Below are 13,299 nucleotides of genomic sequence, written 5' to 3'. Positions count from 1 at the left end.
TAAGGCTACTAATAAATTTATGAGGGTAGATCAATACCACTATAGCGGTGAGCCAATAAAGAAATGTAGTCTAACGGGAACACTGTCCTCTGTCACGCCTGCGGCGACATCAACGCGTACTACGCCGACAGGGGACGCCCAGCGGATACCAACGCCAACCCCAACTTTGGTTTCAGTGTCAAAATCGGTATCATAAGCGTTACCGATATCGGTAAATAGCGCTCCTCGAAAGCCGGGTCTAAACTCGTAGTTGTATTCAGCACTACCTACCGCTAGTACTTGTCCACCAGTCAAATAACCGTTTCTAAGAGGAGATAGGCTCTCATAATCATAACCGCGAATACTCTGGTCACCACCTGCAAAAAAACGCAGCTTATAAGGCACGCCTTCAAAATTATCTGCCCAAATATAGCCAGTATTGAAGCGGCCGAGTAGTTGATGTTTGTCATCCTCTCCAAAGCTATAGAGCCCGCTGACCCCAGCTTTGATGATGGCCATATCTGTATCGCTTAGCACATCTTCAGATCCTGCTTCGATACTATAATACTGGCGCAAACCGCGCGTCGGATTTAACACATTATCCACATCTGTTTTGTTGATGCCGTAACCAAATAGCAGAGCTTCCTGCGTCGGTTTTGAGGAGATAAAGCGAATGGGCAAATCTTCTAAATCCGCATCATTTACACCCGTCTCCAATTCATCTAAACGATATTTGACAAAATAACTGCGATTCCAACCATTTTCGCGGCGAATGTTGCGCGCTAGAGCCGCCTTTAGTGTTCTGGTTGATAGATCAAAGTTGCCTTCACCTTGGTCGATGACTTCTTCTTCATAAGTTAGGCGCGCCTCAAGCTTGTCATTGAGAGGATGCTTCCAAGGTCTGCTACCGTATATCGTCGCGTTTTTAGTGATTCGCGAGTACTCGACCTCAGCCCCTGCCTGATATCCCTGACGATTGATCAGGTTATAGTCTATTCTTGCGGTGGCGCGCACACCAGTATCAGTGCCATAACCAATACCAACTTCAGCATCACGCGGATTTTCGGATGACACAAAGACATACAAAGGCACTTTTTTAGTCTCTAACACTTGCTCAGGAGCAATACGTCCAGCAAGCGTTGGTGGCACGAAGTTCTCATCCTCGAGCACACTTTTGTCATCAGGGAATACTTTTTCGACGATATTGCTAAACGAATCACTTATCTTGCCCAAGATGTTTTCAGCTTTTTCTTCTTTTTCATCTAAAACACGATCATTTGGCAACTGCGTTAAGCGCTCAGCTTTTTGTTTAATCGCTTGTAGTTTTTCATTGGTTTGTTCATCAACTTCGAACTCAATAGGCGCGATATCCTCTTCATCGACCGTTGCTCCACTACCCGCGTTCATACTCTCAGAACCTACGCCGTCAGAATTGGCAGTATCTTCACTGTTATTACTGCCAGCATTTAACACGCTACCCTCATTACCAGCACTATTGTTATCGCTATCGACATCATTATCTAAGCCGTTGTTATCTAGGCTACCGTCAGTCGTAGGCGCATTATCAAAAGCTAAGGTGCTATTCTGCGTCCGCTCATCTGGCGGTAGAATTGACTCGACGTTGACCGTGTTGAAATAGCGAGTCGCCGATAAATCGTTACTGAATTTGGTGATATCGGGGCGATAGAACGGATCGCCTTCGCGGAAATTATATAGTTGCCTGAGCAGTGATAGCTCAACAGGCAATTTATCGGGGTCACGAGTTAGAGTGCCCGACTCTTTATCATAAGTGAAAAATATTACCTCATCGAACTCGTAGCGCTCACCCGTATCATAGACTAGTGAGACATCAGCGGTATTGTCAGGCAAGATAATATCAACAGATTTGTTCAGCCAATACTGATCAAAATAGCCATAAGTGCTACTCAGAGCTTCAAGAGCGGCTTTACTACTTTTGTAGACGCGATGATTAAATATATCGCCCTCTTTGGGAGGTAGCTCATCTTGTAGAGCCTGAAACTCCGGAAGATCTATTCCTTCACCGCGAACCTCAACGATACGATTGTCTACACGTACAGGCTCTCCTAATCGTTCGATGATAACGTCTATACGGTCGGGGCTAGGCTGGCGCAAACTCAAAACCACATCATAATACCCTACTGCCTTTGCAGCATCTAGAGCACTCTGACGCAGACGCGGCAAGGCTGCTGTAAAATCAACCACCGATTGTACAGTAGTGTCATCGAGCGCCGCTTTGATATTGTTGATAGGCTGAATATCTTCATCCGCCTCAATCAGTCTGGGCGAGGTACTGCCCCCTTGTAGAGTATCAGAGCCTTGTTGTAAGTAGACTGTCGTCTCGATATGCGGCAATCCAGATACGCCTCCATTGAACAAGCGGTTGTAAGTACGCTTGATAAAGTTACCTGAACTAAGCGCTTTTGGCTTATTTGCATCAGCTTGTACTATACTCTCGCTGACAGCTTCGGTTTCAGTGGCTGCCTGATAGTCAGGTAAATAGTCGTCAGGATTTAAATCGTCAGTTTGATTATCGATGGTCTCAAGTAATTGACCCGTACGCGCTTCTTCTGTTACCTCAGCAATAGTATTGTTAGCGCCAGTCACCCGATTGCCGTCTTGGTTTGCCAGCATGCGCTCAGGATTAGTCTGCTGGGTAATATCGTCTCTTGCATCAACGCGGCCACTACCTACAGCATCGCTAACATTAATTGGCCTTGCCAAAATCTCAGCCGTCTTGGCGCGGTCAGCGGCGCTCTCTTCTCGGTTAAGCGTATCAAGATTGGTCGGTGTAGGGAGATTGGCTGCATCGAGTTCGGTATCGAAACCAACGGGCGCACGAGTACTGTCTAAGGTAGCCACAGGCGCATCAAAATCAGTGTCAAAGTTGCGACTGTTAATGCCGTCACTATTCGCGCTACCAGTACTAGCGCCATTTATCATATCCATTGGCGCGTCTAGCGCAGCAAGCTCTCTTTCGATCTGCTCAGGCGTCATCATCTGATAACCCTGCTGTTGTACACTAGCGGCTTGTTGCTCTAATAACTCATTGGATGTCGGCGACATATCACTGTTATCAAAAATGCTGTCAGAAATATCAAGTGCATTGTTAGAATCACTGGTAGTTGCTGTGTCTGCAGATTGCGGCGGCGCGTCATTATTAGTATTGGCAGCATTACGACGATTGAACTCTGTCAGTACCGATTGATCAACCTCTCCTTGCTCAGCTTCTTGTTGCAATCGCAAGGCTTCTAGCGCTCTATCGAGTTGCGCGTCTTCAGCCGCTGCCATAGACGAGTTTGTGTTAGAAGTTGACTCGGCCGCCTGCGCAGGCGCGATACCAAAACCTACTAAACTTGCAGCCAAGGCACTAAATAGCGCCGTTCGAGTGAACTGAACAGAGGAGCGTTTGGGGGGGAGATGATGAGGCGCTAAAGGCTGATGTCTTAACATACATTTTTCCTGTCGCCTCACGCGGCGTACGTAATACTAATAAACAAAAGAGACTAGTAAACTAAAAGAGGGATAACATTAAAAATGTCTAAAACTGACGATGAGTCGATGTACACGCGTTCATGCTAATAGAGCAAAACTTACAAATCATAGCGCAGTTAATTATTCAATCATAGCATCTAGCGCATGTATTTTTTGGCAAAGCCTTGCTATTATACGACCTAATAGTGATAAATCCTATCTTATATTCTGATAAGTTTTTGATACCATTGATATTTGTATAGCGTCGATGTCTCTCGCTTCAATGATCTATACTAGTTTCTGTATCTGTAATACAGACTCAATGTCTAGGTAATAAAGACTATATACAGCAGCGTAAAGCTATGCCTCAACCTTTCACGCCTCTATTATTCCCTAATCAGGCGCATCATTTGTAGGAACATTCATGGCAAACCAGTTTCAACTCTTTAAGCGTCGCCGCTTTAGCGCTATGTTTTTTACCCAGTTCTTGGGTGCGTTCAATGACAATGTGTTTAAACAGGCTCTAATATTAGTCTTGACCTATACCGCTGCCAGTCAAATCGGCGTTGAGGTTAGTATCTTGAACAACTTGGCAGCTATGCTGTTTATATTGCCCTACTTTTTGTTTTCGGCATTAGCAGGTCAGATCGCGGATAAGTACGAAAAATCAAAGCTCACGCGCTTAACTAAAGTTTTAGAGATTACTATTATGACAGTAGCCGCCGTAGGCTTCGTGTTTGAGTGGTATACGCTTTTGTTTGTCGCGCTGTTTTTGATGGGTACACATTCGACGTTTTTTGGTCCGATCAAGTATGCCTATCTGCCACAAGCGATGAAGGAGGATGAGCTGGTTGGTGCCAATGGTTTGTTTCAGATGGGCACCTCTTTGGCTATTTTGATCGGTATGATCGTCGCAGGATTACTCACGCAGCTGCCGCAGTCCCTATACTGGATTAGCGCAACAGTCGTACTGGTCGCCGTCTTGGGTTACTTGGCATCGCGCTCTATTCCAGAGACTCCTGCCATGCAGCCTGAGCTGAAGATCAACTGGAATATTTTTACCACTAGCCTAGCAACAGTGCGCTATTTGTATTCATTGCCCTTTTTGTTTTTTGTGATTTTGGGCAATAGTTGGTTTTGGTTTTATGGCGCAACATTTTTGACCCAAACGCCTGAATTTAGCAAAGTTATCTTGTTCGGTAATGAGTCTGTTGTTATTTTCTTATTGACGCTGTTTTCTGTCGGTGTCGCTATTGGGTCACTGTTATGCAAAAGCTTGACCAAAAATCAAGTTAGTTTACGCCTGCTGCCTTTTGGTATTGCAGGGCTCAGTGTCTTTGCTATTGATTTGTATTTTTCGCTCTCAGGCATGAATATTCCCTCAGGTGGATCGATACTGTTTGGTATTAGTGACTTGCTTGGCATACCTGGTAGCTGGCGCGTCTTTGTTGATTTGTTCTTTTTGGGGTTCAGTGGCGGCTTATATATCGTGCCGTTATATGCGTCTATGCAAGCCTATGCCCCAAAAAGCCATCGTGCGCGCATCGTCGGCGCTAATAATATCTTCAATGCTATATTTATGGTCAGCTCGGCCATCTTCGCTATCGTCGTGCTGAACGTAGTCAAAATGTCATTACCGCAGCTGTTCTTGGTCACAGGACTACTCAATATTGTCTTTGGCGTCTTTTTGTACACTAAGCTCAACAAACATATCAAAAACGCGGTTATGCAGACCAACGACGAACCTATGATTTAGTTATCAATATAAGATAAACACCGAGTGATCATCCTCAATATCTTATTGTTAATACATGGTTATTTTAGGACCGTATGTCAGATAGTGATAGTAGTGACAACAAGCATACGGTACTGATAGAATCTGTTATGCGCAAAAACTTTGTTGTTTGCTATAGTGTTGTATCTATGCGCTTTAAAAAAGTATGCAGACAGTAAAATTACTACTCATTGTGAGAGAAACATTGGTAGACTACTACTCGTATGACAAAACAGAGTACACTTTTGAGTATCAAAAACGATATGCTACGACTACATTTTTACTAGATATATCAGGAGCTTGACATGACATCGCGACCGTTATCTAAAGTCGATCAGTTATTACTTGGCGTCGATAAAGCGCTGCGTGCTATCGTACCGCATTCTAATCCTAGCACTCGCGCCCTACCTGTGAGTGATGATACTATTCCTGAGCTGAGCATCACAGAATCGCGTCATGTGGCCGGACTTATGCGTATCAATCATACGGGCGAGGTCTGCGCTCAGGGTCTGTATCACGGGCAAGCTTTTGCCGCAAAAGATGATAATGTCAGACAAGCCATGCATCAGTCTGCAACAGAGGAAGTCGATCATCTGGTATGGTGTGAGACGCGTTTAAGTGAGCTTGGAAGCCATGCCAGCCTACTCACGCCATTATGGTACGGAATGTCATTCGGTCTTGGCGCTGTCGCAGGTGCGATCTCCAACGAATTTAGCTTAGGATTCGTCGCCGAAACAGAAGCGCAAGTGAGCGAGCATTTGCAAGATCACATTGGTAGATTGCCGATACAAGACGTGCGTTCAAGAGAGATATTAGCGCAAATGGATATCGAGGAGCTTCATCACCGTGAATTGGCGTTGCAAAGTGGTGGCACTGCGCTCTTGCCACCTGTGCGTCATACGATGCGCTGGCTTGCAAATGGTATGAAAATAGCAGCGTATCATGTGTAATGATAGCCACTGATCGGCATAAGCAACTACAGTAATATTTGAAAAGCGCCCTTTTATGATGGACTATAATTGCACTTAAAGGACTAGCACTCAAAGGGATTAGCATTCAAGGGAATAACCATCGACTAACTCTTAGCTTCTTTATTACTTATAGATGCTTTGGGTAACACAAAAATAACTGAAACCAACACTTACTGAAACCAACAATTGAAGGTAATGACTGATATGAGCCAGCGTATACCCACAGCACACAAAAACAAGGCAATAGCCTTAAGCGCTATAGCCGCTTGCATGATGATGATAGGTGCACCTGCTAATGCTGCTGAAAGTGCAGATACTGAAAGTGCGGCTACTATGAGTGCCCCAAGTGCTATTGATTCAAGTAAACGCGTTATTCGCTTAGCGAAGCCCAATCCTAATAGCACTAGCAACATGAATAGCACTAGCAACATGAATAGCACTAGCAACATGAATAGCACTAGCAACATGAATAGCACTAGCAACATGAATAGTGCTAATACAGCGCAACAAGATGCTATTAGTCAATTGCCAAGAGCTGCGGCGATACCAGTACCAGCAGAGATTGCAGGAACGACGCGTGTCTACGAAAGTGGACCTATTCGTGCGACAGGTATCGATCTTCGCCGTGGTCAGCTCAATAATATCCCAGTGCCGCAAGTGCAACTCTCTAACATCAGCTTCGTCAAAACGATATTGATTCCGCAGCAAAGCTCAGGTATCGATAAGCTGGATGTCAGTTTGTTAGATGATTTTATCGAAGATGTCTCACCAAATGCGCGTCACTATCCACCAAACTTTCCAAACCGCTCACAGCGTCACTACACTCGTGAAAAGATAAAAGTATTTACAGATTGGATTGATCCTTACGCTGACAAATCTGATGCCTCTTATGACGTCCTTATCCGCGCTGCAAAACTAAATGGTATGGGTCGGAACTTAGATTTGGGTACAGATTATGCGATTCGCGGCGGTCGATATGTTGATCGCGCTATTCAGAGTAACCCTAACAGCGGCGAAGCCAACTTCTTGTATGGCATGATGCTCTCTGAAGGCGGCGGCTTTAAAGAAGGTCAAAAGTATCTTGATCGCGCTGTAGCATTGAATTTTACAGAAGCTGAACAGAGCCTAGCGCAGTCCGACTTGCTTAGTGATCGCCGTAGCCAAGCTTTAGATCGTTTGCGTCAGCTTCAACAAAAAATGCCTAACGACGCTGTTATTCCGCAGCAGATCAAACTGGTTGAAGAGGGCAAGTTTTATATTTGGGACATCCCCGCCCCTGATATCAATGTAAAACCTGCAGGGTAATATCTGATATTGCGCGGTTCAAATAGCGCAGCCGTAAATAGCTTTGAATTATAAAATCAAGCGTGTTTGTTCTATATGGAGATACCATCACTATAGAGCAAACACGCTTTTTTACTTTACGCTCAATCAACGTACTTTTTCTTATATAATACAAAATAGTTACCGCGCCTTTACTATAACAATAACTATGACCTGCCACTGAGACGCTCTATGCCAATTGTATCCTTTGTCGCCGCCACTGCTTTAACCAAAAAATCTTCTCGGTCTCTTTTATACATCGCGCCCTTAATGACAGCTATGCTCGTACTACCTGCCTGTAGTACGGTGTCAGTTGATAAACAAGCATCCTCCAAAACTATCGAAGCGCAGCGCGGCAACATAGTCACGGACAATAAGCTGAGTACCGATACCGCATCGACTTTATTATCAGCAGGACTTGACGATCAAGCTTGCCTGCAAAATTTTGAGCTGTGCTTATCTCAGCTCAATGATAGTATGCTAAGTGAGAACTATCGGCCAGCTTTGGCTCTTTATGCAGAGCTGCACTATGCTAAAGCTCGTCAGCTCAACGACTCTCAAGCCTGCCAAAATGCTCTAGCACGTCCACCAATTGACCCCTATTACGCCAATGCTCCAGTAGCTAAAGAGGCAATTGAGACCCAGCAAAAAGATACTAACACCTGTTTAACCAACTACCAAAAGCGTCTATTTGATGCCATCAAGTCAAGTTATACGTATCTGTTTTATGATAGCTTAGAGCATGACTTTGTAGGTGCGGCGACTCAAAATAACCGTATGCGTGCGCCAAACCGTATTCCAAACGAGACTGACATTCAAACCCAAGATATCTATAATGCGGCTAGCAACGATGTTATCACTCAGTTGTATAAATCAACTAGTAATGCTAATAAGATGACAAGCGAGACCCGTGTCACTTATCTACCAACTACGATCGCAGAATCGGATAGCACATCAAATTCGGCTATCGCCAATCGCACCTCGACATTAGGCAAACCCACCGATCAGATCAAAGTCATGAAAGTAGAGGTCGATGATTATCACCTAGATATCTATCTACCTAACGAGAGTAACTATCTAAAAAATGCCAGTGAGCAGACCTCTGCCTTAGCAGATTTGGTCTCGACCTACGAGATACGCCTGTCAGGTCTTAACTCAATTAGCAAGCGTTCAGGTTTAGGCATTAGCCTAGTGGCATCGTTAGATGATCGGTATACCACGACTATACGCCAACTCCTTTCAGCCTCCTTATCCGGTAGGCTGACGGATGAAGATGCTCTAAAAGATACCAAAATCAATGAGCCAAGCTCACGTATTTATCCTACGGGGCATCTTTTATTGACGGGTCTGATTAAACCTGCTGGTAAGAGTGTGCTTGAGACACTAAGTAGCCATCAGCTCGATATCCATCTATACAACCCTTATCAGAGTGACAGCGTTACTATACTAGATGACGACTACCCGCTAGCTGCAAACTTCTCAGCAGGTTACGGTCTGTGGTTGGCTGAGAATCAGCTCGATGGCGTAGGTTATCTAAATCTAATCACGCGCCAACCAGATGCACGCTTACCTAAGCTGTTCATGCTTGAGCCTTATGACCCCGATAAGCGTGTGCTTATCATGTTGCATGGCCTTGCATCAAGCCCTGCCACTTGGGTTAACCTGACTAACGATATTTTGAACGATGATAAATTGCGCGATAATTATCAAGTCTGGCAGATATTTTATCCAACCAACCTGCCTATTATAGAGAACCGTTATCAGATTCAACGCCTAATCAGTAGTACCTATGAGCAAACGGATCCCACAGAACAAAATCGCGCGAGTAAGAACAGCGTGATTGTTAGTCATAGCATGGGCGCACTCATCGCTCGTATGATGCTCTCAGATGAAAACTTGGTTGATGATTTGGATCGACTAGATGATGAAAATAAACTTTCAGTCAGCGAAAAAACCAAGATTCGTAATGCTCTCAAACAGTCTTTGGGTGAGGAGCAGCTAAAAGAGCGCTTTGAGCTTCACGCTTTAGCGCAAGTTGACACTGCTGTGTTTTTGTCCGCGCCGTTTCGCGGTACAGACTACGCTGATCGCTGGTTTACTCGCGCGCTGCGCCGTGTTGTCTACTTACCAGTAGGCCTGGTCAAAACAGTCACTGGCAATTTGGCAACGATCGCCACTCAAGGCGACTTGGCACAAAATCCCCTGGGCGCACTGTATTTACAAAATGGTGCGAGCCAGTTAAGTGACAAATCCTCTTTTATTCAATTGACCAAAGATATCAAGATTAAAGAGGGTATCACCTACCATTCCATCATAGCCAATAATGACTCTGACATCACTCAGGGACTCGCGCAAGCGCAGCCCGATGGCGTCAAAATAGATCTATCACAGCCAAAACCCAAAGAGGAGACTGCTTCTGCTAACGGCTCTGATATGGCTGAGAGTATAGAAGCTGATGCGTTAGCGGACAAGCCACTTGTCGCTGCTGTGACCATCGAGGGCGATATCAGTCAAGCATTAACAGCGCGTCTATCAGACGGTATCGTACCTTATACTAGCGCTCATCTAGAAGGGGCTGCCTCCGAGACTATTATTAATGGTGGTCATAGTATTCAAACCAGTCCACAAACTATTTTGACTCTGCGGCGAATTTTGCACAAACAACTTGAGCCGTAGAACAGCCAGTCCGTTAAATTTGATAAAAGAGTAACGCTCTGCACTTATTGACGGCGACATTTTTCAATAAATACGGTCAGTTATAAGTGACTGGCAGGTGTATAACACCTCCGTTGCACCACTTGCAGCAACTAGCGCTCAGGCGCATAATGAATGCATAGAGATTATTAATAATACTTTTATAAACAATAACTTAATAATTTATAAGGATATAAATTATTAAACTAAGTTGGACCGTTTTGGTTGTATATTGAGTCAATTCATCTAACTTGTTCATACTCACAGCTAAAAATCTAGCTATTGACCGTAACATCGATATTTAAGTTGCGGACGGTAACTTAGGCGTATCATGGAAGCCTGCGCTATTTTGCTAACGATAAAGGTAAGCGCTTATGTTTGCTGCATTTATGATCGACCAAATGGACGCGCTCATGCTAGCGCGTATACAGTTCGCTTTTGTCATCTCCTTCCATATTGTTTTTCCCGCTTTTTCTATCGGTCTTGCCAGCTGGCTTACGGTTTTAGAGTTCCGTTGGCTCAAAACGGGTGAGCCTATCTACGCTGAAGTCTATAAGCATTGGGTGAAGATATTCGCCGTCGTATTCGGTATGGGTGTCGTATCAGGTGTGGTGATGTCCTATCAGTTCGGTACCAACTGGGCAGTATTCTCAGATAAAGCGGGTAACGTGTTAGGCCCGCTGCTTGCCTATGAAGTCCTAACAGCGTTTTTCTTAGAAGCCTCCTTCTTGGGAATCATGCTCTTTGGTTGGGGACGCGTCAGCAAACGCATGCATTTTGCTTCAACTGCAATTGTCGCTGTTGGTACGCTGATCTCTGGTTTTTGGATATTGGCAGCTAACAGCTTTATGCAGACGCCGCAGGGATTTATGGTCGGCGCTGATGGACTACTCTACCCTACCAACTGGCTTGAGATTATCTTTAACCCCTCCTTTCCTTTTCGTTATGCACATATGATGACGGCGGCGTTTTTGACTACCGCTTTTGTGATTGGTGGTATTGGTGCTTATTATATTCAGTCCAAAAAGCACAAAGATCATCGTCAACATGGTCGCGTCATGCTCGGTATGGCGATGATTATGGCTATTTTTGTGGCCCCAGCTCAGGTGCTCATAGGCGATATGCATGGTCTTAATACTTTAGAGCATCAACCTGCCAAAGTAGCAGCGATGGAAGGTCTTTGGGAAAATGAGCGCGGCGCGCCTCTAATATTGTTCGCCATTCCCGATCAAAAAGCAGAAAAGAATCATTTTGAAGTCAAGATACCTTATGTCTCTGGCCTTATCTTGACGCATTCACTTGATGGTGAAGTCAAAGGACTCAAAAACTGGGCACCAGAAGATCGACCTTATGTTCCTATTGTGTTTTGGTCGTTCAGAGTCATGGTCGGTATTGGTACCTTGATGGTGCTGGTTGGTCTCTTTAGTCTCTATAAGTACTTCAAAAAACAACAGTTTGATCCTGAGAGTAAATGGTTCCATAGAACGTGGATGATGATGACGCCGCTTGGATTCATTGCCCTACTTGCAGGCTGGTTCGTCACTGAAACAGGACGTCAGCCTTGGACTGTATACGGCGTTATCCGTACGGCTGAGAGCATGTCACCGCTTGCAGCGCAGCAGGTTGCGACGACTCTGATCGGCTTTATCGTGCTCTACATCTTTGTGTTTGGCGCAGGTAGCTTTTATATCATACGCCTAATTACTCAAGGGCCTAAGCCGTATGAAGATCCTAGTGAAGACACCTACTACGATCACTCTGTGACCGAAGCTCAAGGCCGCGCTCTAAGTGGTGATGACACTCCTCAAGAGAACACCAAAGAGAACGATACTGAGAACTTAGACAGTCCTGCTAACGATACAGATGATGGAGGATTACGCTAATGTTTAACTTCGGTGATGTATTAGACTTACCACTCATCTGGGGCGGACTCATTGCGCTATCAGTCTTTATTTATGTCTTACTTGATGGCTTTGATTTGGGCTGCGGTATCTTGTTTCCTTTCGCTGGGTCAGATAAGAACCGCAGCCGTATGATGAACTCTATCGCACCCTTTTGGGATGGTAACGAGACTTGGCTTGTGCTTGGTGGCGGCGGCTTATTTGCAGCTTTCCCTGTCGCTTATGGCATCATTATGACCGGTCTATATCTACCTGTAACTGCCATGCTATTTGGTCTTATTATGCGCGGGGTGGCGTTTGAGTTTCGTTTCAAAGCCAATACTCGTCGCCATATATGGGATACGTTTTTCTTTGTAGGTTCGGTAGTTGCTACCTTTTCTCAAGGTATTATGCTTGGAGCATTGGTACAAGGGCTAGAGGCCAGTAATCGCTTATATAGTGGTGGTCCGTTTGACTGGCTTACGCCTTTTCCCATTATTTGCGGATTTGCCATGATTATTGGTTATGCGCTGCTCGGCTCTACTTGGCTTATCATCAAGACTGAACACACTTTGCAAGTGTGGGCGCGCAAGGTATCAGGCTGGATGCTCTCAGCACTTGTCGTTGCGATGGTCGTTGTCACCGCCTTTATGTACTTCTCTGATATCGACGCGCTTGAGGGTTGGTTTGGCTTCCCAGGGCTGTTGTATCTTGCCCCTATGCCTATTATCGTACTTATTTTATTCTATTTAATGCGTAAAGATCTGACCACTGAGCGCGAATATCGTCCTTTTTTACTAACTGTGGCGCTGTTTTTGATGGGTTATATCGGCGTCTGTTCTGCCTTATTCCCGTACATTGTGCCCTATCAGATGACTATTTATGAGGCCGCCGCCGCTGATACGTCATTATCGTTCATGCTTATAGGCGCGGTCATTATGTTGCCGATTATTTTGAGCTACACGGCATTTGCGTATTATACGTTTAAGGGCAAATCTGATCACAATCCTATGTATTGACGTTGAGGCAATAGACAATACGAAGTGGTTATAAAAGAGGATGCTATTATGAAAAAACTGAGTGAAAAACAAACCCAATGGGCATGGTTCGTGGGCTTGTATTTGGCAGGGTTTTTGGTCATCTTTACCATTGCACAGTTGATCAAGCTAGCGATGGGCGTCTAAAA

At 44.9% G+C, this 13,299-nt stretch carries 8 protein-coding genes; 7 read left to right on the top strand and 1 reads right to left on the bottom strand.

Annotated features, from left to right (window positions below):
* Nucleotides 1–39 precede the first annotated feature (39 nt).
* Complete coding sequence (locus ACR64G_RS04445; RefSeq protein WP_435980317.1) at nucleotides 40–3,450, bottom strand: autotransporter assembly complex protein TamA; 3,411 nt, start codon at nucleotides 3,448–3,450, stop codon at nucleotides 40–42.
* A 445-nt stretch (nucleotides 3,451–3,895) separates the two neighbouring features.
* On the opposite strand from ACR64G_RS04445, the gene ACR64G_RS04440 reads away from it, so the two are divergent.
* From ACR64G_RS04440 to ACR64G_RS04410, 7 genes are all read left to right on the top strand, one after another.
* Entirely contained in the window at nucleotides 3,896–5,227 is a 1,332-nt protein-coding gene (locus tag ACR64G_RS04440; protein ID WP_435980316.1) for an MFS transporter, read from the top strand.
* Between the two features lie 323 nt (nucleotides 5,228–5,550).
* Entirely contained in the window at nucleotides 5,551–6,195 is a 645-nt protein-coding gene (gene coq7, locus ACR64G_RS04435) for a 2-polyprenyl-3-methyl-6-methoxy-1,4-benzoquinone monooxygenase (protein ID WP_435980315.1), read from the top strand.
* A gap of 216 nt (nucleotides 6,196–6,411) precedes the next feature.
* Nucleotides 6,412–7,521, top strand: a complete 1,110-nt coding sequence (locus ACR64G_RS04430; RefSeq protein WP_435980314.1) for a hypothetical protein — start codon at nucleotides 6,412–6,414, stop codon at nucleotides 7,519–7,521.
* Nucleotides 7,522–7,731: 210 nt separating this feature from the next.
* Complete coding sequence (locus ACR64G_RS04425) at nucleotides 7,732–10,215, top strand: esterase/lipase family protein (RefSeq protein WP_435980313.1); 2,484 nt, start codon at nucleotides 7,732–7,734, stop codon at nucleotides 10,213–10,215.
* A gap of 392 nt (nucleotides 10,216–10,607) precedes the next feature.
* Nucleotides 10,608–12,116, top strand: a complete 1,509-nt coding sequence (locus tag ACR64G_RS04420; RefSeq protein ID WP_435980312.1) for a cytochrome ubiquinol oxidase subunit I — start codon at nucleotides 10,608–10,610, stop codon at nucleotides 12,114–12,116.
* The gene (gene cydB, locus ACR64G_RS04415; RefSeq protein ID WP_435980311.1) at nucleotides 12,116–13,132 is read left to right on the top strand and encodes a cytochrome d ubiquinol oxidase subunit II; all 1,017 of its coding nucleotides are present in this window, start codon (nucleotides 12,116–12,118) and stop codon (nucleotides 13,130–13,132) included. Before ACR64G_RS04420 ends, cydB begins: the two co-directional genes overlap by 1 nt.
* 48 nt (nucleotides 13,133–13,180) lie before the next feature.
* A complete protein-coding gene (locus ACR64G_RS04410; protein WP_435980310.1) occupies nucleotides 13,181–13,297 on the top strand; it encodes a DUF2474 domain-containing protein in 117 nt (38 codons plus the stop codon).
* The last annotated feature ends 2 nt before the right edge of the window (nucleotides 13,298–13,299 follow it).

Source organism: Psychrobacter sp. DM4 (assembly GCF_051307035.1).
Taxonomy (GTDB): Bacteria; Pseudomonadota; Gammaproteobacteria; order Pseudomonadales; family Moraxellaceae; genus Psychrobacter.
The sequence above is the reverse complement of the archived record's forward strand: the minus strand, read 5'-3'. Positions and strand labels throughout refer to the sequence as shown.